This window comes from Blastococcus sp. CT_GayMR19 (assembly GCF_004570385.1).
Lineage (GTDB): Bacteria > Actinomycetota > Actinomycetes > Mycobacteriales > Geodermatophilaceae > Blastococcus_B.
On record NZ_SPQL01000007.1, the window covers coordinates 92,838 to 114,706 of the forward strand.

The 21,869-nt window shown below is 72.6% G+C and carries 20 protein-coding genes; 5 read left to right on the forward strand and 15 right to left on the reverse strand.

The annotated features are described in order from the left end of the window. Nucleotides 1–134 precede the first annotated feature (134 nt). The 13 genes from E4P39_RS11545 to E4P39_RS11605 form a co-directional block, all read right to left on the reverse strand. The gene (locus E4P39_RS11545) at nt 135–1,049 is read right to left on the reverse strand and encodes a DUF6282 family protein (protein WP_135136709.1); all 915 of its coding nucleotides are present in this window, start codon (nt 1,047–1,049) and stop codon (nt 135–137) included. Then, the gene (gene nthA / locus E4P39_RS11550) at nt 1,049–1,681 is read right to left on the reverse strand and encodes a nitrile hydratase subunit alpha (RefSeq protein ID WP_135136711.1); all 633 of its coding nucleotides are present in this window, start codon (nt 1,679–1,681) and stop codon (nt 1,049–1,051) included. Before nthA ends, E4P39_RS11545 begins: the two co-directional genes overlap by 1 nt. Continuing rightward, on the reverse strand, nt 1,678–1,923 hold the full coding sequence (locus E4P39_RS23205; RefSeq protein WP_167761802.1) for an SH3-like domain-containing protein: 246 nt from the start codon (nt 1,921–1,923) through the stop codon (nt 1,678–1,680). Before E4P39_RS23205 ends, nthA begins: the two co-directional genes overlap by 4 nt. Beyond that, the gene (locus tag E4P39_RS23210) at nt 1,920–2,309 is read right to left on the reverse strand and encodes an SH3-like domain-containing protein (protein WP_135136715.1); all 390 of its coding nucleotides are present in this window, start codon (nt 2,307–2,309) and stop codon (nt 1,920–1,922) included. The genes E4P39_RS23205 and E4P39_RS23210 overlap by 4 nt, the downstream gene beginning before the upstream one ends. A 6-nt stretch (nt 2,310–2,315) precedes the next feature. Beyond that, complete coding sequence (locus E4P39_RS11565) at nt 2,316–3,071, reverse strand: glucose 1-dehydrogenase (protein WP_135136716.1); 756 nt, start codon at nt 3,069–3,071, stop codon at nt 2,316–2,318. Next, nucleotides 3,068–4,873 carry a hydantoinase B/oxoprolinase family protein gene (locus E4P39_RS11570; RefSeq protein WP_135136718.1) on the reverse strand — a complete coding sequence of 602 codons (1,806 nt, stop codon included), beginning with the start codon at nt 4,871–4,873 and terminating at the stop codon, nt 3,068–3,070. The genes E4P39_RS11565 and E4P39_RS11570 overlap by 4 nt, the downstream gene beginning before the upstream one ends. After that, complete coding sequence (locus E4P39_RS11575) at nt 4,870–6,966, reverse strand: hydantoinase/oxoprolinase family protein (RefSeq protein ID WP_135136720.1); 2,097 nt, start codon at nt 6,964–6,966, stop codon at nt 4,870–4,872. The genes E4P39_RS11570 and E4P39_RS11575 overlap by 4 nt, the downstream gene beginning before the upstream one ends. 23 nt (nt 6,967–6,989) lie before the next feature. After that, nucleotides 6,990–7,871 carry an NAD(P)-dependent oxidoreductase gene (locus E4P39_RS11580; protein WP_135136722.1) on the reverse strand — a complete coding sequence of 294 codons (882 nt, stop codon included), beginning with the start codon at nt 7,869–7,871 and terminating at the stop codon, nt 6,990–6,992. A gap of 100 nt (nt 7,872–7,971) precedes the next feature. After that, nucleotides 7,972–9,024 (reverse strand): cupin domain-containing protein, encoded by a 1,053-nt coding sequence (locus tag E4P39_RS11585; protein WP_135136723.1) that lies wholly within the window; start codon nt 9,022–9,024, stop codon nt 7,972–7,974. Between the two features lie 17 nt (nt 9,025–9,041). Then, complete coding sequence (locus E4P39_RS11590; protein ID WP_135136725.1) at nt 9,042–9,566, reverse strand: hypothetical protein; 525 nt, start codon at nt 9,564–9,566, stop codon at nt 9,042–9,044. A 1-nt stretch (nt 9,567) separates the two neighbouring features. Beyond that, nucleotides 9,568–10,143: a cupin domain-containing protein gene (locus E4P39_RS11595; protein WP_135136726.1), complete on the reverse strand. Its 576-nt coding sequence runs from the start codon at nt 10,141–10,143 to the stop codon at nt 9,568–9,570. Continuing rightward, the gene (locus tag E4P39_RS11600; protein ID WP_135136728.1) at nt 10,140–12,278 is read right to left on the reverse strand and encodes an AAA family ATPase; all 2,139 of its coding nucleotides are present in this window, start codon (nt 12,276–12,278) and stop codon (nt 10,140–10,142) included. Before E4P39_RS11600 ends, E4P39_RS11595 begins: the two co-directional genes overlap by 4 nt. A 239-nt stretch (nt 12,279–12,517) precedes the next feature. Further along, nucleotides 12,518–13,588: a tripartite tricarboxylate transporter substrate binding protein gene (locus E4P39_RS11605; protein ID WP_135136729.1), complete on the reverse strand. Its 1,071-nt coding sequence runs from the start codon at nt 13,586–13,588 to the stop codon at nt 12,518–12,520. Between the two features lie 302 nt (nt 13,589–13,890). Between E4P39_RS11605 and E4P39_RS11610 the strand changes: the two genes are divergently transcribed. The 5 genes from E4P39_RS11610 to E4P39_RS11630 all read left to right on the forward strand — a co-directional run bounded on the left by E4P39_RS11610 (nt 13,891) and on the right by E4P39_RS11630 (nt 20,251). Then, a complete protein-coding gene (locus E4P39_RS11610) occupies nt 13,891–14,964 on the forward strand; it encodes a cupin domain-containing protein (RefSeq protein WP_135136731.1) in 1,074 nt (357 codons plus the stop codon). A 50-nt stretch (nt 14,965–15,014) separates the two neighbouring features. Beyond that, nucleotides 15,015–15,890: an AAA family ATPase gene (locus E4P39_RS11615; protein WP_209306490.1), complete on the forward strand. Its 876-nt coding sequence runs from the start codon at nt 15,015–15,017 to the stop codon at nt 15,888–15,890. Next, nucleotides 15,887–17,683: a thiamine pyrophosphate-binding protein gene (locus tag E4P39_RS11620; protein ID WP_135136735.1), complete on the forward strand. Its 1,797-nt coding sequence runs from the start codon at nt 15,887–15,889 to the stop codon at nt 17,681–17,683. The genes E4P39_RS11615 and E4P39_RS11620 overlap by 4 nt, the downstream gene beginning before the upstream one ends. After that, a complete protein-coding gene (locus E4P39_RS11625) occupies nt 17,680–18,339 on the forward strand; it encodes an isochorismatase family cysteine hydrolase (RefSeq protein ID WP_167761805.1) in 660 nt (219 codons plus the stop codon). Before E4P39_RS11620 ends, E4P39_RS11625 begins: the two co-directional genes overlap by 4 nt. 73 nt (nt 18,340–18,412) lie before the next feature. Then, on the forward strand, nt 18,413–20,251 hold the full coding sequence (locus E4P39_RS11630) for a thiamine pyrophosphate-binding protein (protein WP_135136739.1): 1,839 nt from the start codon (nt 18,413–18,415) through the stop codon (nt 20,249–20,251). 104 nt (nt 20,252–20,355) lie between these two features. Here E4P39_RS11630 and E4P39_RS11635 read toward each other — a convergent pair whose 3' ends face one another. Next, nucleotides 20,356–20,817: a cupin domain-containing protein gene (locus tag E4P39_RS11635; RefSeq protein ID WP_135136741.1), complete on the reverse strand. Its 462-nt coding sequence runs from the start codon at nt 20,815–20,817 to the stop codon at nt 20,356–20,358. Beyond that, entirely contained in the window at nt 20,814–21,827 is a 1,014-nt protein-coding gene (locus E4P39_RS11640; RefSeq protein ID WP_135136743.1) for an aldo/keto reductase, read from the reverse strand. Before E4P39_RS11640 ends, E4P39_RS11635 begins: the two co-directional genes overlap by 4 nt. Nucleotides 21,828–21,869: the final 42 nt, after the last annotated feature.

Sequence of the window (21,869 nt, forward strand, 5' to 3'; positions counted from 1 at the left end):
CTGTCCGGTTCCCGGTGCGGGGAAAAAGCACCTGGCAGGCCGTCGAGAACCATTGGTAAGACCATAAGCCCTTTGTGACTGGGCGCACAAGGCGTCGACCCGCCACCGCGGCGGGGTCCCGCGGACCGATGCCGTCAGGCCGGGAGCGGGGACTTGCCGAGGAGGGCCGCAGGGTTGGTGGCGGCGGCCGACCGGATCTGCTCCACCGACAGCCCGGCGTCGTAGAGCACCCCGAGGAGCATCCGCAGGAGGTCCGACGGCGACGGATTGCTGCCGCTGAAGAAGTCGCTCGTGAAGACGAACCGCGAGGCGCCGAGGTCCTGGACGAGCCGCACGACCTCGGCGGGGTCGTACCGGCCCGGAGCGATCGTCGGCCAGCAGACCTCGATGTAGGCGCCGAGCCCGGCGGCCTCCGTGATCGCCTCGACCGGAGCCCCGACGGATCCGGACATGGGATGCCCGAAGAGGAGCCGCTCGAAGCCGATGCGGTGCGCCTCCCGGGCGAGCACCAGGGACTCCGCCCAGGACACGTGCCCTGTGCTGAGCAGGAGGTCGTGCTCGACGGCGAGCCGCAGGACCTCCTGGGCGCCGTCGGTGAGTGCGCCGGACTCGTCGGTGATCGAGAGCGTGCACAACCGCTCGGGGTCGAAGTGCTCGAACGCGGCGGCGAGCCGCCGGTGGAACCCGCCGCGCTCCCGGTCGTTGCGCGATCCCCAGGTGGGCAGGAACACCGCCTTGGCCCCCATCGCCGCGGCCGCCTCCACCGCCCAGGGATCGACGCCGCCCACGGCGGGGTTCAGGGTGATGCTCGTCTCGACCTCGACGCTGCCCGAGTACAGCTGGGCTATGAACGGGGAGAGCGACACCGAGGGCCACAGGTGCGACTTCAGGACGACGGCGCGGACGCCGGCGGCCTCCGCGCGGGGCAGCCACTCCCACTCGGGAAGCGCCTTGCGGAACTGGGTCGTCGAGAACTCGAGGTCCACGTGGCAGTGCAGGTCGACCGCACCGACCAGGAGCTCGTCGTAGACCGTGCGCGCGCCCGGCATCAGCCGGCTCCGCTCGGCACCGGACGATCGGCCGGCGACGGCACCTCGGCGACCCCGATGAGGGCGTCGCGCCGCACCAGGGCGGCCAGTTGGTCCTCGCTCATGCCGTCGGTGCCCTCCGGACGCCGGGGCAGCACCATGTACCGCACGTGGGAGGTGCTGTCCCAGACGGTGATCCGGCGGTCGTCGGGCAGGTGCAGGCCGAACTCGGCCAGCACGCCGCGCGGGTCGCGGACCACCCGTGAGCGGTAGGCCGCCGTCTTGTACCAGGACGGCGGGGTGCCGAGCAGCCGCAGCGGATAGCAGGAGCAGAGCGTGCAGACGATGACGTTGTGCACCTCGTCGGTGTTCTCGACGACCCGCAGGTCCACCTCGCCGTGACCGGCCGGCCCGACGGGCATCCCCATCGATGCGGCCACGGCGCCGGCGTCCGCCAGCAGCGCCCGGCGGACGTCGTCGTCGACCCACGCGCGGGCCACCAGCCGTGCGCCGTTCAACGGCATCGCGCGGGCGATGAAGTTCTCGATGACCGGGTCGAGCTCGCCGGGCTGCAGCACGCCCTTCTCCTCGAGCAGCCGTTCCAGCACCGCCACCCGCCGGTTGATCCGCTCGTTCGTCGCATCGGCACTCACGAGACCTCCTCCAGGTTGCTGAGCCACAGGTCCGCGTGCAGGTACGAGCCCGCCCCTGTGGCGCCGAAGACCCGCTCCGCGTCGAAGCGCACGGTCAGCACCGGCTCGGGCTCGCGGAAGACCTCGCCCGCCCCGTGGCCGACGGGCAGCGGCTTGTTCCCGCACTCCCCCACGACGACGCCGACCTGCCCCCGCAGATAGCCCGGCACCCTGCGGAACTCGTCAGGATCGACCGAGCTCACTCGTACCTCGTCGCCCATGGCTGGGCGCCGCCGCTCTCCTCGTTCCATTCCCGGTGTCCCCCGTTCCCGCCCGACTCGGCCAGCTGCTGCTCCACGGAGGCCACGGCCGCGTCCAGCTCGCCCGGCGCCAGCACGCCGTCGTCGACCAGCAGGATCTCCAGCCGGGTCAGCCAGCGCTCGTAGTAGCCCTGCTCCATGTGCACCCGCGCGGGCAGCTGCTCGCTCAGGTCGCGTTTCTCGTCGGTGCTGTGCCCGAACCGCGGGGGCACCACGTTGTTCAGCGCCCACACCCGGGCCTGCCAGACCCAGTCGAAGGGCTGCTGGTCGTCCGACGTGTCGATCGGGCCGAAGCCCTCGACGCCGCCGACGTTGGAGAAGCGGGGCACGGCCGATCAGTCCATCGGCCCGTGCAGGACGCCACCGTCGACCAGCAGGTCGGTGGCGGTGATGAAGCTCGACTCCTCCGACGCCATGAACAGCACGGCGTCGGCGATGTCCTCGGGACGCCCGCCCCGGCCGACCAGGTTCGAGCGCTTCCGGTCGGTGGGCTCCACGTCCTGCCCCACGGGCGAGCCGACCTTGTTCGGCGTCACCGAGTTGGCCCGGATGCCGTAGGGCGCCAGCTGCGCGGCGAAGGACCGGGTCAGGTTGATGACGGCGGCCTTCGCGGCCGGGTAAGCGGTGGCGTTGGGCCGGGCCCGGTAGCCCGACGTCGACCCGATGTTGACGATCGCGCCGCCGCGGCCGGTCTCGACGATCTGCTTCCCGACGTACTTGGTGCACAGGAAGACGCTGGTCAGCGTCACCTTCAGCACCCGGTCCCACTCGTCCTCGTCCAGGTCGAGCACGGTGGCGCCGCGGTCGGTGATGGCCACGTTGTTGACCAGGATGTCCACCCCGCCGAAGGTGCCGGCGACCGCGGTGGCCATCTCCTGCACGGACGCGGACTCGGACACGTCGCAGACGAAGACCGCGGCCGCGCCCGGGTGCTCCTGCTCGACCAGGTCGACCGTGCGCTGGGCGCGGTCCTTGTCGAGGTCGACGACCGCGACCTTCGCGCCCTCGCGGGCGAAGCGCAGGGCGATCGCCTCGCCCACATTGCGCCCGCCCCCGGTGACGACGGCGACCTTTCCTGCCAGCCTGCTCATTCGGCGATCACTTCCTGTGCGAGGGCCGGCACCCCGACGTCGGAGGCCGGTGCGTCGAGCGCGCGCTCGTGGCGCAGTTTCCCGGTCGCCTGGCGGTCCAGCACGACCGTGCCCTTCGCGTCGCGCGTGACGACGACGCCGTAGTCCTCCCGGGCCGCGGCCTCGGACACGTAGCCCGAGGCGACGTCGGCGACGACCGCGTCCGCGTCCCGCTCCAGCGGGTTGCCGTAGCCCCCGCCGCCCGGGGTCTCCAGGCGGAAGGTGTCGCCGGGCTTCAGCGGCAGGTCGGAGTAGCGCGAGGGCAGCACCCGCTCCTGCGGCGTCCCCGGGTTGACCGTCAGCCGGCCGATCCGGCCCCGGTGCCCGCCGTCCACGCCGAGCGGGGCGACCTTGTGCCGGGTCGAGCGCAGCGAGAAGCGGGCCGGCTCGACGACCTCGTACTCGCGCAGGATGCCCAGCCCGCCGCGGAACCGGCCGGCGCCGCCGGAGTCGGGGATGAGCTCCAGCCGCTTGACGCGGGCGGTGTACTCGCTCTCCACGATCTCGACCGGTGCGATCTTGCCGTTGGTGTGGTTGACCGAGGAGCCCGAGACGCCGTCCCGGTCCTTGAGCGCGCCGGTGCCGCCGCCGAAGATCTCGTACTGCACGTACTTCTTCGTGCCGGGCTCGCGGCCGCCGCTCATCACGAACGACCGGCTGGCGCAGCCGTCGGCGCGGCCCCGCCCGGGCACGATGGCGCTCATCGCGTCGAACACCGCGTCGACGACCGCGTGGACGGTCGGGTTGTAGGTGTTGACCGCCGCCGGGAAGTGCGGGTCGACGACGCTGCCCGGACGGGTCGTGATGTCCATGGCGTCGAGCAGGCCCGAGTTGACGTAGGTGTCGGGGCCCAGCAGCGAGATGACCACGTAGGCGCAGGCCGCGCGCAGCAGCGGTGGGCGGATGTTCGCCGGGCCGCGGGTCTGGTCGTCGGACTGGGTGAAGTCGAACTCGATCCGGTCGCCGGCCTTGCGCACGGTCACGTGCAGCCGGAACGAGTGCTCGAGATCGATGCCGTCGTCGTCGACGAACCGCTCGGCCTCGACCTCCATGTCCGGCCACTCCGCCAGCGCGGCGCGGACCCGCTGCTCCGAGACGGCCAGCACGTCCTCGAAGTAGTTCCGCAGCTCGTCGAGACCGTGCTTCTCGGCGATCTCCTGCAGCCGGCGCTCACCCACCCGCACCGAGCCCAGCTGGCCACGGGTGTCGCCCAGCACGACCTCGGGGGTGCGGCTGTTGGCGGCGATGATCCGCTCGATGTCGCGGTTCGTCTCGCCGTCGCGCTGGTAGCGGACGGCGGGCATGTGCAGGCCCTCGTTGTAGATCTCGGTGGCCGAGGCCGAGCAGCTGCCCGGCACCGGCCCGCCGATGTCGCCCTTGTGCGCCATCGACGCGGCGAACCCGAGCAGCTCGCCGTCGATGAACACCGGGCAGATGACGAAGAAGTCCGGGGCGTGCGGGCTGCCGCCCTCGTAGGTGTGGTTGATCAGGTAGGCGTCACCCTCGCACAGGTCGTCCCCGAAGTCGCGCAGCACCGCGGCGGTGCAGGCGGGGAAGGCACCGATGTGCAGCGGGAGGACGACGTGCTGCGCGACCACCCGGCCCGTCGGGTCCAGGAACGCGCACGAGGCGTCCTGGGACTCGCGGATGATCGTCGAGAACCCGGTGCGGAAGAGCGAGAACTGCATCTCCTGCACCACCCCGGACAGCCGGGCGCGCAGCACCTGGAAGGTGACGGGGGCGACCTTCATCGGGCGGTTCATCGGGTGGCCTCCTGAGACCTGGACTCCGACGACGTCGGAGCCGGCGAGATGCGCAGGTTGCGCCAGCGGTCGACCTCGACCGGCTGGCCGGGGAGCACGACCACGGTGGTGTCCTCCTGGTCGACGATCGCCGGCCCGGTGAAGGTGACCCCGACGTCGAGCAGCTCGCGGGCGTAGATCGGGGTGTCGACGACCGAGTCGCCGAAGCGCACCGGCCGGGTGTCGACCTGGGCCTCGGCCAGCGGGCGGCCGACCGGCTCGTGCTCGAGCAGCTTCACCTCGGGGACGAGACCGCGCCCGGTCACCCGGTAGGAGACGACCTCCACCGACTCCTCGGGGGCGGCGTGGCCGAAGCGGTCGAGGTGCTCGGCGTCGAAGGCCTTGCGCATCGTGGCGGTGTCGCCCTGCTCCAGCGCCCCCCGGGACACCTTGACCGGCACCTCGTAGCCCTGGCCGCGGTAGCGCATGTCGAGGGTGTAGTCGATCTCGACGGCGTCGTCGGCGAAGCCCTCCTCGGACAGGTCGGCCCGGGCCGCGGCGACGAGGCCGTCGACGATCGACAGCATGTCCGGGCCGGAGAGCTCGTCGAGCGCGTCCAGCCGCGAGCGCACGTAGTCGTGCTGCACGTCGGCCATCATCAGGCCGAGCGCCGAGAGCACGCCCGGGTGGGCCGGGATCAGCGCCCCGGCCATGTGCAGGTCCTCCATCATCGCGGCGGTGTGCACGGGGCCGGCACCCCCGAACCCGACGAGGACGAAGTCGCGCAGGTCGTAGCCGCGCATGGTGGAGATGCCCTTGATGGCCTCCTCCATCTGGATGTTGACGATGTCGACGACGCCCTTGGCCGCGTCCAGGACGTCCATGCCCAGCGGGTCGGCGACGTGCTCGCGCACGGCCCGCGCCGCGGCGTCGGTGTCCAGGGCCAGCGAGCCGCCCAGCCGCGAGCGGGCCGAGAGGTAGCCGAGCACGAGGTTGGCGTCCGTGACCGTCGGACGGGTGCCGCCGCGGCCGTAGCAGGCCGGTCCGGGCACCGAGCCGGCACTGTCGGGGCCGACCTTGAGCACGCCCTGCGCGTCGACGCCGGCCAGGGTGCCTCCCCCGGCGCTGACGGTGTCGATGTCGAGACCGGGCAGCGCGACCTGGCGGCCGGCGATGAGTCCGCCGTTGGTCAGCCGGGGCGCGCCGCCCTCGATCAGGGCCACGTCGCACGACGTGCCGCCCATGTCGAAGGTGATGATGTTGTTGACGCCGCACATGCGGGACAGCCGGGCGCCGGCGGTCACGCCTCCCGCCGGGCCGGACAGCAGCGTCGCCGCCGCCTTCTGAGCGGCCTTGTCGAAGGTCGCCGTCCCGCCGTTGGACTGCATGACGTAGGCCTGCGCCGTCGTGACGCCGACGTCGATCAGCCGGGTGCGCAGGTTGCCGAGGTAGCGCTCGAGGATCGGCTGCAGGTAGGCGTTGATGACCGTCGTCGACAGGCGGGCGTACTCGCGGATCTGGGGCAGCACGTCGGAGGACAGCGAGACGACGCAGCCGGGCAGCTCCTCGGCGATGATCTCGCGGACCCGCTGCTCATGGGCGGGGTGCAGGTAGCTGAAGAGCAGGCAGACGGCGATGGACTCGATGTCCTCGCCCTCGAGCCCGCGCAGCGTCGTCCGCAGGGCCTCCTCGTCGAGGGGGACGAGCACCGAACCGCGGTAGTCGACCCGCTCGCGCACCTCCCCGGTCCGGCTCTGCGGCGCCAGCAGGGCGGGCTTCCTGTAGTTGAGGTCGAACAGCGCCGGCCCGTGCGGCCGCGACTGCTCCATCACCTCGTAGATGCCGCGGAAGCCCTCGCTGACCAGCAGGCCCGTGCGCACACCCTTCTCCTCGAGCAGGGCGTTCGTGCCGACGGTGGTGCCGTGGCAGAAGTAGGTCACCCCCTCGGCCTCGGGGGTGGCCAGCAGGGAGTCGACGCCCTCCATGATCGCGACGGAGGGGTCGTGCGGCGTGGACAGCCGCTTGGCGATCGAGAGCTCGCCGGTGTCCTCCCGAAGGAAGACGAAGTCGGTGAACGTTCCGCCCGTGTCGACGGCTACCCGGTACTGCGGCATGGATCTGCTCCTCCTGCGGGCGCTCAGGCCTGCGCGGGGTCGGTGTCGGGCTGCTTGTCGGCGAGCAGCGCGGCCACGCTGTCGACGGTGATCGAGAGCATCGCCTCGCGGGCGGTCGCGGCGACCGGCAGCTCGATGGGGGGCTCCACGGTCTGCGCCATGGCGAACGCGTTGGCGAGGTCCTTCTTGTGCCAGGTGAAGCGCATCTGCTCGATCTCACGCAGCGTGCGGCTGTCGGTCGGGCCGTCCTTGAGCGCTTCCCGCAGCTTGGCCGGGGCGACGCCGAGCCGCTGGCCGAAGCGCAGCGCCTCGTTGATCGCCGAGATCTGCGCCCAGTGCACGAGGTTGTTGACCGTCTTGCCGACCTGGCCGGTGCCCAGGGCGCCCATGTGGTGGACCGAGCCGCACCAGGGCTCCAGCACCGGGCGGATGCGGTCGAGCACCTGCTCCTCGCCGCCGACGAGCAGGTTGATCTCACCCGCCTCCGCACCGCGGACGCCGCCGGTCAGTGCCGCGTCCAGCACGTCGACGCCGCGCTCCGCCCCCGCCGCGGCGATGGCCGCGCACGTCTCGGGCAGGGCGGAGCTGCAGATGGCCAGGACGGAGCCGGGCTGCGCGCCGGCGAGCAGCCCGTCGTCCCCCAGGCACACGGTGCGGACGTCGTCGTCGGAGGGGACGAACACGAAGATGACGGTCGACTTCCCCGCCAGGTCCTTCAGGGACGGCACCGGCGTCGCGCCCTTCTGCCCGATGGCGTCGAGGGCCGCCGCGTCGAGGTCGAAGGCGAAGGTGTCGAACTCCGAGGCCGCGAGGAACTCGGCCGCCGGGCGGCCCATCGCCCCCAGCCCCACCACTCCGACGCTGGGGCGTGCACCTTCGGTCATCGACGTCTCCTCGGATCGCATAGGGGCCTCGCAGCGGCGCGCTGCGCGCGCGGCGGATCGTGAGCCACGCTACACAGGGTTTGGTCCTACCAACAGACCTTTAGGATCGGCCGCCGGACCCTCAGTCCAGGATCCCGGCGGGTTCGGGAGCGCCCAGCACGTCGGCGCCGCCGAACTCGGGGGCGTCCTCGAGGTAGTGCACCCGGTCGTAGCCGAGCTTCTTGAACAGCCGGTTCTGCGCCGAGAGCAGGAGCAGCGGCGACCCGTCGGCGGCGAAGTGCTGCACCACCGTGTTCTGGGGGACGTAGAGGGTGTCGCCCTTGCCGATCTCGTGGCGGGTCGGCTCGGTGGCGATGCGGGCGTAGTACTTCTCGGCGATCTCGGCCTGCACCTCCCAGTGCAGCGAGTACCCCTCGCCCTCGACCACGTAGAGGATCTCGTCGGCCATCTTCCAGTGCTTGCCCGACCGGCTGCCGGCGGGGATCTCGAGCTCGAAGACGTCGGCGCTGAACTGGCGGACGTCGGGCCGCTCCGGGCCGCAGAGCACGCGGACCCGCCCCAGCTGCGTCGTCTCCCAGGAGGCGTCGTCCTTGCCGACGATCTTCTTCAGGCCGGTGACGCCCGGCGTCCAGATGCGGGACCAGTCCTCGCGGGGGCCGAACTCGTCCTCGCGGTCGAAGGCCTTGCGGCTGCCCTGCTGCATCAGCCCGGCGAACAGCCAGGTCGCCTTCGCCTTGATCACGAGGGTGAGCGCGGGCTCGTCGTAGGGGTTGAAGTGCTGGTGCACCGAGTCGGTGTGCACGAGCACCAGGTCGCCCTTGATCCAGTCGTAGCGCTGGTCGTCGTGGATCTCGTAGCCGGCGCCCTCGAGGATGTAGAACGGCGCCTCGTTCTGGTGGCCGTGGCCCTTGGCCGCGCCCCGGGCGGGCAGCTCGACCAGGTGGACCTGCAGGGTCTGGGTCCAGAACGGGTCGTCGCCGGGACCGACCCGCCACCAGGCGTCCTGGCCCTCGGTGTAGCCCTGCTTGCCGAGGATCGACACGTCGTCCTCGGGGCTGCGTACGCGGGGAGCGGCCAGCTGCCTGCGACGGAACTCGTCGAGGCCGTAGGTCTGCGAGATCATCTCGCGGACGAAGACCCTGCCCTCTCCTGAACTGCCTTGTCCGGCGGCCATGGGGACTCCTCTGGGGATCAGTCGCGGCGGAGCGTCGTGTCGACGTCCGGCTTGGGGGGCTCCTCGCCCTCGGCGAGCGGGTGGAAGCCGCAGCCGCGGTCCACGCCCAGGGCGTCGAGGAGGTTGGGCTCGGTCAGCACCAGGCGGGCCGGCTCGTCCTCGTCGAGGTTGACGTGCTGCACGGTGATGCCGTCGGTGCGCACCGGCAGGTTCAGGACGTCGCCGGCGCTCCAGTCGTGGCGCTCGTCGTCGATCAGCGTGTAGCCGCGGCCCACCCAGACGTAGCCCACGGTGCCGCCCTGGTAGTGCAGCCGGCCGCTCCTGCCGCCGGGCGGGATCTCCTGCACCCAGAACAGCAGCGAGGACAGGCTGTTCTCGGTCATGTCCGGGTGCATGTACCACTTCTGCCGGCCGAGCTCGTTGTCCTCCCAGGGGAGGTCGCGGCCGGCCACCACGGACTGCCCGGCCGACCAGGTCGCGCGCTGCTTGTCGCGCAGGTCGATGAGCCGGCCCAGCCGGTTCGGCCGCTGCTGCTCGCCCACGTCACTCACCCGCCCGGAAGGACTGGCCCTGGCTCGCCTTGCGCGCGATGTAGGCCTCGTACAGCGGTGACGACTCGATCTGGATGATCTCGCACCCTCCGTGGTCGAAGAACGGCCAGTAGATGAAGGCGATCCACTCCGCGGGCTGCTCGGGATCGGTGTTGAAGTGCTGGTGCTCGATGCCGCCGGGCGTCATGGGCAGCAGTAGGAGGTCGCCGGCCTCCCAGTCGTGCCGCTCGCCGTCGTAGACCGAGTAGCCCTTGCCGGCGAGGATGAAGATGACCAGCCCGCCCTGGTGGCGGTGCCGCCCGGAGCGCTCCGGGAAGACCTGCCGGAAGACCTCCCAGCTCTGCAGGCAGGTGTCCTGCAGGTCGGGCTCGAGCGGCGACAGGTACCGCTTCGAGTTGGCCTGCCGGTGCATGTCCCACTGCCGCTCGGAGTCCCGGACCACGACCCGGCCGTTGCGCATCCGGTCGTGCACCTTGAACGAGTGCTCGTAGATCCTCGGCTCGTAGAGCCGGGTGTCCCCCTCGCTCGGCTCGGGCTCAGCGGCCCGCCGCATCCGTTCGTCACTCATCGGTGCGCCTCCTGGCGTTGCCGGCCGGCCGGCCGGACGGCCAGGTCGGAGAGCTCGTGGGCGAGGGAATCAGCGAGGGACCGGCCCGTCCCGCGGGCGAGGGCGGCGGCCAGGTCGACGGCGAGCACGAGATCCCCGGGCGTCAGCCCGTCGGCCAGCTCGGCCAGTGCCCGCTGGTCGTTCTCCGGGAGCTCGGCACCGATCGCCTCGAGGTGGGCGGCGAGGATGGCGGCCCGGTCCTCGTCGTCGGGCAGGGGGACGTCGACGCGCAGGCGCAGGCCGGTCGCCCCGAGGACGAGCTCGTCGACGAGTTCCGGCTGCGAGGTCGCGCCCACCACCATCACCCCCGCGGTGCTGGTCAGTTCCGTGAGGATCGCCGCCAGCTGACCGGCGATGCGGATGTCGCCCGGGTCGCGCCCCTCGGTCCGCCGGGGCGCCATGGCCTCGAGGTGGTCCAGCAGCAGCAGGCTCGGGCGCATCCGCTTGGTCACCTTGGCCAGCCCGCGCACCGACTCCTCGGTGTCCCCGAGCCAGCGGCTGGCCAGCTCGGGGCCCGTCACGACGACCAGCCGCAGACCGAGTTCGCGGGCCAGCGTGGCGACGGTGGCGGTCTTGCCGGCACCGCTGCGCCCGGTCAGCAGCACACCCGACCCCGCGGCGCTCCCCTCGTTTCCCACTCCGCCGAGCGCGACGGCGCTGACCTGGCGCAGCCGGTCGAGGGCCGGGGTGCGGCCGGCGAGCTTCCGCGGCGGCACGGTGACGAAGTGCGCGTCGCGGACGCCGGCCGGCTGGACGGCGGCCTTGGCGGCGACGAGGTCGTCGACGCCCACCGCCTCGCTCGTCGCGAGCAGGCCCTCGGCCCCGCGCAGCCCCCCGCGCGCGGTGATCCGCCGCAGCGCGGCCAGCCCCGCGCGCTGGCACACCGCCGCCAGGTCGGCCCCGTTGAAGCCGACGGTCCCTTCCGCCAGCCGGGGCAGCGCCGCCCGCGCCTCGGCGGACAGGGGCATCGACCGCGACTGCACCGTGAGGATCTCCAGGCGGGCGCGCTCGTCGGGCTCGGCGATCTCGATCTCGCGGTCGAACCGGCCGGGACGGCGGAACGCGGGGTCGATCAGCTCCACCTGGTTGGTCGTACCGACGACGAAGACCCCGCGGGCCCGCCGCAGCCCGTCCATCAGCGACAGGAGCTGGGCGACCGCCCGCAGGTCGGCGTGGCTCGACAGCGCCCTGCGGTTGCGGGTGAGGGCCTCGATCTCGTCGATGCAGATGATCGCGGGCGCATGGTCGGCCGCGTCGGAGAAGACCGCCCGCAGGCTCTCCTCGGTCTGCCCGTGCAGGCTGCCGACGACCTCCGGGCCGGAGATGTAGTAGAAGGCCGCGTCCAGCTCGCCCGCCAGGCTGCGGCACAGCAGCGTCTTGCCACTGCCGGGCGGCCCGTGCAGGACCACGCCGCGGGCGGGGGTGATGCCCAGCCGGGTCAGCACCTCGGGCCGCGTGATGGCCAGCTGGATGACCTCGCGGAGCTCCTCGACCGCCGTCCCGAGCCCGCCGACGTCCGCCAGCCCGGCGTTGACCGGGTGGGTCAGCTCCTTGAGGTCGGCGCCCGCGAGCCGCAGGTCCGTGTGCGCGGCGACCATCCCGACCCCGTCGACCGAGGCCACGCGGACGACGACCTGACTGCCGAGCGGCCCGACGGGGAGGGCGAGTGCCGCGCCGCGCACCAGCGGCGTCCGGGCCTCCCGGAGGTGGGTGTGCAGCCGCTCGCGCAGCCCCTCGGCGCCGTGCCGCTCGACGGCGGTGTCCACCTCGAGCCCGACCTCGGCGGACTCGCGCGGCTGGCACGCCGCCACCTCGACGTCCGTACCGAGCCGCGCGACGAGGAACCGCCGGGTCAGGGCGTCCAGCCGCAGGATCCCGGCGCAGGAGTCCTCGAGGGGGGATCCGGCCAGCCGCACGACGGCTTCGTGGCCGGCGCCGGTCCGGACCAGCACCGCGTCCCCGGGAGCGGCGCCGATCCGCTCGCCGACCTCAGGGTCCAGGGTGGCGACCAGACCGTCGGGGTAGCGCGCGCGGTCCAGCAGCTCCACCTGGGCGGGCGCGGTGCGGGGTCCGGATTCCTCCGGGAGCGAGCTCACAGCGGGCCGTCCCCTTCCCGCTGGGAGGCATACCAGCAGTTCGGCTCGCAAATGGTCTGTTATTCAGACCATAGGTGGGTGGGGCAGAACGCGTCAATCCTCGATCCGGGCGCAATCCTTCCCCGGGCTCCCGGTTCCGGCCGGACGGTGCCCGGCCCGGACGTGCGAACGGGGCAGGGTCGTCCTCGACCCTGCCCCGTTCCGACCGCCGCGAGCACAGGCTCACCGCGGGTCGTGCGTCACTGGCCGGCGTATGCCTTCTCCAGCAGCGCCACGAGCTCCTCGGGAGCGCCGAGCACGTTCTCCACGGCGCTCCGCAGCTCCTCGCCGTCCGCGTACTCGAACGGCACGTCCACGCTGCCGGCGATCTGCTCCTCGAACTCCGGGTTCGAGAGGGTGCTCTCGAGGGCGTCCTGGAGCTGCGTCAGGCAGTTCTCCTCCATCGCCGGCGGGGCGAAGACCGAACGGCCCACCTCCTGCAGGCCGATGTAGGCCTCGGCGAGCTCGGGGTTCTCGAGGTCGAGCTCGAGCAGGGCCGGGACGTCGGGCAGCTCGTCGGCCCGCTCGCGACCCATCAGCAGGAGCGGGATCTGGTCACCGTTCTCGATCCCGTTGAGCCGGGTGCCGAGCGTGCCGCTGCCGATCTGGACCGTGCCGGCGGTCACCGCGAGCTCGGTCTCCGAGGAGCCCTCGAAGCCGGTGACGATCTCGACGTTGTCCAGGCCGAGGATGGTCGGCAGGACGTTGGCGTCGACGTGGTCCGCGGCACCCGTGCCGGATGTGGCGTACTGCAACGGGCCGGCGTCGGCCAGGTCCTCGACCGAGGTGAGGGTGCTCTGCGGGCTGGCCAGGAGCACTCGCGCGTCCTCGGCGAGGCGCGCCACGTAGGTGAACTTCTCCGGGTCGTAGCTCGCGCCGGCCGCACCGGCGATCGAGGCGCCGACGATGCCCTGCGCGGCGAACAGACCGAAGGTCAGGCCGTCCGGCTCCGCGGCATAGAGGGTGTTCGCCGCGGTGAGCCCGCCGGCACCCGGCTGGTTCTCGACCACGACGGCGGACGCGCCGAGCTCCTCCTCGAGGAACGGTGCGAGGCCACGGGCGATGACGTCGTAACCGCCACCCGGGGAGAAGGGCACGACGAACGTCGCCGTCTCGCCCTCGTAGCAGGATTCGGCGGCCGCTTCTCCGCCACCCCCGGCGGCCTCGCCGCCCTCCTCCGAGCCTCCACCGCAGGCTGTGGCGAGCAGGCCGATGACCGGCAGCAGCACCGCTGCCCGCGTGCTGCGTCGTCGTACGGTGCGTCGAGTCATGCGTGTTCTCCCGGAGAGGTCGTGTGCGTCGTGGGACGGTGCGGGGACTGCTGACGTTCTCCAGGCCGACTGCTGCGCCTGGACGTGACGGGGACCATAGTTCACCAATGGTCTGTTGGTAAGACCACGAGCCCATTTGCGACCTGGCCGTGACCTGCGCCACTCCGGCGCCTGCGCGGCGGCCGTTCTGCAATCGGGCCGGCGATCGGGCCGGCGGCCCCAGGGCACCCTCGTATGACGCTTGCCACACCGGCGGCACTATGGTTGTTTGGTAGGACCATTAGCCAGCGGATGGGATGCCCATGGCCACGAAGACGACGACCTCCGTCACGCACTACCACGTCCAGAAGAGCCGTCGGAAGAAGTTCGTCGAGGACTGGCGGGCCAACTGGCGCACCATCGTCACCGTCGAGGACGCACCGCTCGTCGAGACGGAGCGCGGTTCCCGCGTCGGCGTCTACGTCGGTGCCGACGGCGACCGCCAGACGCGGACGATGGATGCCCTCGTCCACGAGATCGACCCCGGCGTCACCACGACGGTGCACCGGCACTCGTGGGACGCGATGGTCCTCGTCGTCGGCGGCCAGGGGTGGTTCGAGATCGACGGCGAGCACATCGACGTCGGGCCGGGCGACTCGGTGCACCTGCCCTGCTGGGCCTGGCACCGCACCGGCGTCGCCGCCGAAGGCACCGCCCCTCTCCGCTACATGACCTTCTCCAGCGAGCCGATGCTCGAGACGATGGGCATGTCGGTCCTCGAGGACGCCGGCCACGCCGAGTTCTCCACCCTGCCCCCCCGTCCCCCGGTCAGCGAGCCCGTCGAGGGCGACGACCCCTACGCCCGCCGGCAGCGCCGCATCGCCCGCCAGCAGGGGGAGCGCCGCTCCGGCCGGCTGCACACGTCCTGGGACGACCTGGAGCTGCTCAACACCCCGCGCGGCACCCGCACCACGTTCCTGCTGGACAAGGCGATCGGCTACCAGGCCTCCGGCATCACCATGGCGATGTTCGAGATCGGCCCCGGCCGCCGCCAGTCGATGCACCGGCACCCCGGGGAGGCGTGGCTGTACGTCCTGGAGGGCACCGGCCACTCCTACGAGGGCACCGAGCCCGAGGGCGGGACGGACTACCCGTGGAAGAAGGGCGACCTGATCGTGGTCGACCACTTCCTCTGGCACCAGCACTTCAACGACGACCCGGACAACACCGCCAAGGTCGTCCGGATCCACATGTTCGACAGCCTGCTGGAGACGATGCGGGTGCTCTGCGATCCGCTGGTGCTCTTCGAGGAGCCGCCGGACCACATCCGCGACGAGCAGGCCGGCGACGTCTCGACCATCGAGTGGCCGGCGCTCGAGCGCCCCAGCTGGCCCTGAGGATGGCGCTGAGCTCGGCTGGGCCGGCAGCGACGTATCCCCCGGGGATCGTGGGGGTCCACGCGCTGCCGGCCGACCATCACGACGGCCCGTGGGACAGCATCATCACGCCGCCCGGCCTCAAGGACCGGCTGCTCGGCACCGCCCTGCTGATCCTGCGGCACGGCCGGGCGCTGGGTCAGCTGAACGGCGCCCCGCACGGGTTGATCCTGCTGTCCGGGCCGCCCGGCACCGGTAAGACGACCCTGTGCCAGGGCCTGGCGCAGAAGGTGGCGCTGGGCCTGTCCCAGCGCGGCGCGACGACGTTCGTCGAGGTGGATCCGCACGCCTTCCCGAGCGACATGCTCGGCGAGGGGCCGCGGGCGGTGCTCCGGCTGTTCAGCGACACGCTGCCGGAGATCGCCGCCCGCCGGCCGCACACCGTCGTGCTGGTCGACGAGATCGAGGCACTGGCCGTCCGCCGCAGCACGGCGAGCTTCGAGACCAACCCGGTCGACGTCCATCGGGCCACCGACGCGCTGCTGTCCGGCCTGGACCTGCTGCGGAAGACCTGCCCGCAGGTGCTGGTCCTCGGGACGACGAACTTCGCGGCCGCCGTGGACGAGGCCTTCCTCGACCGCGCCGACCTGGTGCTGCGACTCGGCCTGCCGGACGAGGACACCATCGCCACGATCCTGCGCCAGACGATCGCCGAGGCGGCCACGGTCTTCCCCGGCCTGAACGGGCTGGTCGGGGACGAGGCGCTGATCGCGCACCTGGCCGCGCACTGCCTCGGCCTCGACGGGCGGCGGGTCCGCAAGCTGCTGCTCTCGGCCATGGGCTCCACGCCGGAGCTGGGACTGGAGCCCGGCGCCGTGACCGCGGCCCACCTGCGCGCCGCGGTCGACGCCGAGCGGGCGATGCTGACCGCGGCGGCCCGCCCGTGAGCCCGGAGGCCGGGAACGGGACCTCCGGCGTCGAGCGGCCCGCCGGGCTGCCCGAGGACGGGCCGGCCGGGTCGTACGGCAGCGACGCGATCGTCGACCTGCTCCGGGAGATGGACGTGCGGTACGTCCCGCTCAACCCCGGGTCGAGCTTCCGTGGTCTGCACGACTCCCTGGTCAACCATGGCGGCAACCGGGATCCGCAGCTGCTGCTCTGCCTGCACGAGGAGATCGCGGTCTCCCTCGCCCACGGCTACGGGAAGGCCACCAACGACCTGGCGGTGGCGGCCGTGCACGACCTGGTCGGCCTGATGCACGCCTCGATGGCCGTCTACGACGCGTTCTGCGACCGCACGCCGGTGCTCGTCCTCGGCGGCAGCGGCCCGATGGACCCCGCGCAGCGCCGCCCCGTCGACTGGACGCACTCCGCCACCACCCAGGCGCAGCTGGTCCGCGACTACGTCGTCTGGGACGCGGAGCCCGCCACCCCGGCCGCCTCGGTCGCCGACGTGGTGCGCGCCCGCCAGCGCGCGCTGTCCGCCCCGCAGGGCCCGGCCTACGTCTCGCTGGACGCCGGCGTGCAGGAGGCGGAGCTGCCCGCCCCGCTCGAGCTGCCCGACATCTCGCTGCACGCACCGGCGCCCCCGATCGGCCCGGATCCCACGGCCGTCCTCCGGGCGGCCGAGCTGCTGGCCGCCGCCGAACGCCCGGTCGTCGTGGCCGGGCGGGTCGGGCTCGATCCACGGGTCACCGCGCCCCTGGTCGCCCTGGTGGAACTGCTCGGTGCGGGCTACCGCGACGACCGCAACGTGGTCGCCTTCCCCACCGCGCATCCCCAGAACGCCACGGGGGACAAGGACCTCCTCCGCGAGGCCGACGTGGTGCTCGCCGTCGACGTGGTCGACCTGCCCGCCCTCCTGGCCGCCCAGAGCCGCGGTGCCCGGGACGCGCAGAGCGAGCAGCCGCGGACCCGGCCCCTGGTCATCGACCTGTCCCACGGCGACCTCGGGCTGCGCTCGTGGAGCAACGCCCTCGCCGCCCCGATCGAGCGGTCGGTGCAGCTCCTCGCCGATCCGCTGCTGGGACTCGCCCAGCTCACCGAGGCGCTGAGGTCCTGCGTCGACGCCCGCGCCGCCACGGCCCGCCGCGAGGCGATGTGCCGGCGCGTGGCCGCCCTCAAGGCCCGCCAGTGGGCCGCCGTCGAGGAGCGCTGGGACGACTCCCCCATCGCGCCGTCCCGCCTGGTCGCCGAGACCTGGCAGGCCGTGCGCGAGGTCGACCACCTGCTCTGCGTGCGCAACACCCGCACCTGGCCCGAGGGCGTCTGGAAGTTCCCCGGGGCGGGCAGCTACCTGGGCCATTCCGGCGGCGGCGGGGTCGGCTACGGGCCCGGCGCCTTCGTCGGCGGCGCCCTGGCCGCGCGCGACCAGGGCCGGCTCGGCGTCGGGATCATCGGCGACGGCGACCTGCTCATGGCCGCCGGCGCGCTGTGGACCGCCGTCCACTACCGGATCCCGATGCTCGTGGTCGTCAACGACAACAGCAGCTTCTACAACGACGAGCCGCACCAGGCCGAGGTCGCCCGCCACCGCGGCCGGCCGCCCGAGAACAGCTGGATCGGGATGCGCATGGACGACCCCCTCATCGACTTCGCGGGGCTGGCCCGCTCCTACGGATGCTGGGCCTCGGACACGGTGACCGACCCCGCGCGGCTCGGCCCGGCGCTCGAGGAGGCGCTCGCCCGGGCGCAGGCCGGCGCGGTCGCCGTCGTCCACGTGCGCACGGCCCCCCGGTGACGGCCGCCGACCCCACCCTGTTCCGCGGCGAGGAGGTGCTCGATCCCGCGCGCACGTTCCTCTGCGCGTTCGACCTGCTCGAGCACTACCGCGCCGGTGCGGAGGCGGCCGGGGCGATCCCGCACGTGCGGCGGCTGGCCGACGAGGTCCGCCGCCGCGGCGTCGTCGTCGCCTGGGCGCGGGCCGACCACCGTGCGGACGGCCTCGACTTCGCCCGGTCGCTCTCCGACCTGGACGGGAGTCACCGGGCGTTCGGCCCCGACCACCCGCGCCCGGTCCGCCCGCCGCACGGGCAGGGCGACCCCGGGTACCGCACGATCGCCGAGCTCGGCCAGCAGCCCGGGGACCTCGACGTCCCGAAGCACCGCTGGTCCGCCCTGCACGGCACCTGCCTGCTCCCGGCGATGCGCTCCCGCGGCGCCGACACGCTCGTCCTCGTGGGCGGGTCGACGCACGTCGGCGTCGCGTCGACCGCCTACGCGGCGCGCGACCTCGACCTGCAGGTCTTCGTCGTCCCCGAGGGGCTGACCGGGCGCGACCCGCAGCGCACCTTCTTCGCCGACGACGTCTTCCCCCGCATCGCCCGGGTCCGCTCGACCGACGAGATCCTCGCCGCCCTCGACCGGCACCCCTCCCGGACAGGAGCACCCACGTGACCGAGCGTGCGAGGTCACGCAGGGACACAGCACCGCCGGTCACGTGGCCGACGAGCGACAGCGAGGAGGATGCGTGACCGAGAACTCGACCGAGAAGCCGGATGCCAGCGGGAAGCACCCCGCGTCCTACGAGAAGCACCACGCCCGCGGCGCGAACATGGCCCCGTACGACAAGCCCGCGTGGGGCTCGGACGTCATGGTGGACGTGCTGCGCGGGCTGGACCTGAGGTACGTCGCGCTGAACCCGGGCTCGTCGTTCCGCGGCCTGCACGACTCGCTGGTCAACTACGGCGGCGACGACATCGAGATGATCGAGTGCCCGCACGAGAAGATCGCGGTGGCACTCGCGCACGGATACGCCAAGGCGACCGGGAAGCCGATGGGCGTGATCCTGCACGACCTCGTCGGGCTCCTGCAGGGCACGATGGGCGTCTACTACAGCTACATCGACCGCACGCCCGTTCTCGTCCTCGGCGGCTCCGGGCCGGGCGAGCACGACCGGCGCCGGCCGAACATCGACTGGATCCACGCGGCCAACGTGCAGGGCGAGGCCGTGCGGGCCTACACCAAGTGGGACCACGAGCCACGCAGCCTCGCGTCGGTGCAGACCGTGCTGGCCCGGGCCTACCGGATCGCGATGGAGGAGCCCCGCGGCCCGGTCTACGTCGCGCTGGACGCCGGGCTGCAGGAGTCGCCGATCGAGGAGCCGGTGCCGCTGGACGACCTGCCGCGCCTGGCCGCCGTCCCCTCCCCCCTGGCGCCGGAGCCGGCCGCGCTGCGCGACCTGGCGCAGCGGCTGTGTGCCGCCAGACGGCCGGTGATCGTCCCCTCCTACGCCGGGCGCGACCCGCAGAGCTTCCACACGCTCGTCGAGCTGGCCGAGACGGTCGGCATCGGCGTGGTCGAGACGCACTGGCGGCTGAACTTCCCGAACCGGCACCCGCTCAACGTCACCGGCAGCACCGTGCTCGAGGACGCCGACTGCGTGCTGTTCGTCGACGTCAAGGACATGGGCAAGCCCATCCAGAAGCTGGACTCGGTGACCCGCAGGATCACCTCGCGCCTGGCGCCGGGCACGACCGTGCTCGACATCGGCTTCAACGACGTCGGCATCTCGTCCTGGAGCGAGGACTACGCGGAGCTGCTGCCCACCGACCTGCAGGTCACCGCCGACACCGCCGTGGCGCTGCCGCTGCTGCTCGAGGAGTGCCGCCGCCTGGTCGCCGAGGACGACGAGCCGCGCGCCGCCGAGCGGCAGGCCTGGCGCGACGACCTCCGCCGCCGGCACGACGAGGTATGGGCCGGCTGGCGCGCCAAGGCCGCCGCCAAGCGGGACGAGGTCCCGGTCGCGACGTCCCGCCTGGCCGAGGAGGTCTGGGCGGTCGTCCAGGAGCACGACTGGGTCCTCACCGCCGGCACCGCCGCCGAGTGGGCGCTGCGCACCTGGGACTTCGACGCCCCCTACCGCCACCCGGGCCGCCAGCTGGGCACCGCGACCCAGATCGGCATCTCGCTCGGCGTGGCCCTGGCCCACAAGGGCTCCGGCAAGCTGGTCGTCGACCTCCAGCCGGACGGCGACCTGATGTTCGACGCCGGCGCCCTGTGGGTGGCCAGCCGCTACGAGCTGCCGCTGCTGGTCGTGATGTTCAACAACCGCGCCTACTACAACGACTGGGAGCACCAGGAGCGCCTGGCCCGCCAGCGGGGCACCCCGGTCGCCCGCGCGCACATCGGCATGGCCATCGACACCCCCGCGCCGGACTTCGCCGCGCTGGCCAAGTCCTTCGGCTGGTGGGCGGAGGGCCCGATCGAGAACCCGGAGGACATCCAGGCCGCCGTCCGCCGTGCCGCCGAGCACGTCCAGCGCACGGGCACCCCGGCGCTCGTCGACGTCATCTGCCAGCCGAAGTAGCGGACCGTCGGCCGGCCAACCGCAACGTTGTCCCTCAGCCGGGCATTCTGCGCACGAAATGCCCGGCTGAGGGACATCGCCGGCCGGTGGCCGAGTGAGGGCGCTCAGTCCTCGCCGAAGGTCTCGCCGGAGAACACCGGCGGCACCTGCTTGTTGCGCGGGTCCTTGCCCTCGAGGGGCTGCCCGTCGATGCCGAGGCGCGGCGCGACGGTGCCCTCCGGCGTCGGGAGGTCGGCGCCGAAGCGGAGCAGGACCAGGTTGGTGTCGCCGGTGGACTGGAAGCGGTAGTAGGCCCCCGCCGGGATCATCAGCCCCTCGTACCGGCCGACGACGGTGGGCCGGTCCTCCGGGTCGTAGAACGTGGCCTCCCCGTCCAGGATGAAGAAGGTGTGGTCCTCGTCGGTGTGGGTGTGCAGGCCGTTCTCGCCGCCCTCGGCGTAGACCTTGGCGCGCACCTCCACGGTGTCGGTGCGGGCCAGCACCTGGTTCGTCCGGCCGCTGGTCAGCAGCGGCACCTTCATGCTGTACGCCTGGACCTTCGGCGTCGTCTTCTCCGTCGTCGTCATTGCAGATCCTCTCCTGAACCTGTCGTGCTGGTGTCCTGGCTGGGGGCGTGCGCGGCCGGCGGCTTCCGCCACGGCGCGTCGACGGCCATCGAGAGGTGGCCGAAGAGCGAGACGAGCCGCTTGCTCACCTCGGGCGGGAGCGGACCGGAGCTCAGGGCGCGGGCGTTCTCCTCGAGATGCGCGGGGTTCCCCGTCCCGACCAGCACGACGTGGACCCCCGGCTCGTGCGCCACGAAGCGGTACGAGGCCTCGGTCAGGGACCGCACCCCGCCGTCGGCGAGGAAGCGCAGCGGATCGGCCGGATCGACGTCGTCCCGGCCGATCACCCCGGCGTCGGCCAGACGGGCGATCTCCGCGGCGAGCTGCTCCGGGCGGCTGAAGTAGCTGCGCGCCGAGGCCATGATCTCGACCGCGATGTCCTTCGCGATCGTCGCCGGGAACAGGACGTCGCGGGCCGACTGGTTGAAGAAGGTGAAGCCGGTCATCACGACGTCCCAGACGTCGTCCGCCACGGCGCGGGAGAGCATGGCGTGCCGGGCGTCACTCCCGGTGCTCTCGGAGATGCCCAGGAAGCGGATCTTGCCCTCCCCCCGCAGCGCCAGGAGCTCCGGGACGATCTCGGCGGCCGCGTACCCGTAGTCGTCGGGCTGCACCCGGTGCAGGTGGTAGACGTCGACGACGTCGCTGCGGAGCTTCCGGAGCGTCTCGTCCAGCGCGCTCCGCACGTCCGCGCCGGACACGGGCGAGCCGTCGGCCCGACGGGCGACCGTCTTCGAGGAGATCACGACGTCGTCGCGGCAGCCGGCGAGCGCCCGGCCGATGACGTCCTCGGTGCCGTAGTTCGGCGCGGTGTCGAAGTAGTTGATGCCGAGGTCGACGCCCCGCCGGACCACCTCGATCGCCTGGTCCTCGGTGGAGCCCTTCTTCAGGCCGAGGCGGCTCTCGCCGCCACCGCCGAGGCCGCAGACGCTGACCCGGAGGCCGGTGCGGCCGAAGGTCCGGTAGTCCATCTCTGGCGTGCTGATGCTGGTCTCCTTCGGTTCGCCCGGGGG

Excerpts from the sequence above, each read along its gene's own strand:
- E4P39_RS11575 (WP_135136720.1), bottom strand. The coding sequence starts at position 6,966 with ATGCCGCAGTACCGGGTAGCCGTCGACACGGGCGGAACGTTCACCGAC.
- E4P39_RS11570 (WP_135136718.1), bottom strand. The coding sequence starts at position 4,873 with ATGAACCGCCCGATGAAGGTCGCCCCCGTCACCTTCCAGGTGCTGCGC.
- E4P39_RS11605 (WP_135136729.1), bottom strand. The coding sequence starts at position 13,588 with ATGACTCGACGCACCGTACGACGACGCAGCACGCGGGCAGCGGTGCTG.
- E4P39_RS11545 (WP_135136709.1), bottom strand. The coding sequence starts at position 1,049 with ATGCCGGGCGCGCGCACGGTCTACGACGAGCTCCTGGTCGGTGCGGTC.
- E4P39_RS11610 (WP_135136731.1), top strand. The coding sequence starts at position 13,891 with ATGGCCACGAAGACGACGACCTCCGTCACGCACTACCACGTCCAGAAG.
- E4P39_RS11580 (WP_135136722.1), bottom strand. The coding sequence starts at position 7,871 with ATGCGATCCGAGGAGACGTCGATGACCGAAGGTGCACGCCCCAGCGTC.
- E4P39_RS11640 (WP_135136743.1), bottom strand. The coding sequence starts at position 21,827 with ATGGACTACCGGACCTTCGGCCGCACCGGCCTCCGGGTCAGCGTCTGC.
- E4P39_RS11635 (WP_135136741.1), bottom strand. The coding sequence starts at position 20,817 with ATGACGACGACGGAGAAGACGACGCCGAAGGTCCAGGCGTACAGCATG.
- E4P39_RS11565 (WP_135136716.1), bottom strand. The coding sequence starts at position 3,071 with ATGAGCAGGCTGGCAGGAAAGGTCGCCGTCGTCACCGGGGGCGGGCGC.
- E4P39_RS11595 (WP_135136726.1), bottom strand. The coding sequence starts at position 10,143 with ATGAGTGACGAACGGATGCGGCGGGCCGCTGAGCCCGAGCCGAGCGAG.
- E4P39_RS11585 (WP_135136723.1), bottom strand. The coding sequence starts at position 9,024 with ATGGCCGCCGGACAAGGCAGTTCAGGAGAGGGCAGGGTCTTCGTCCGC.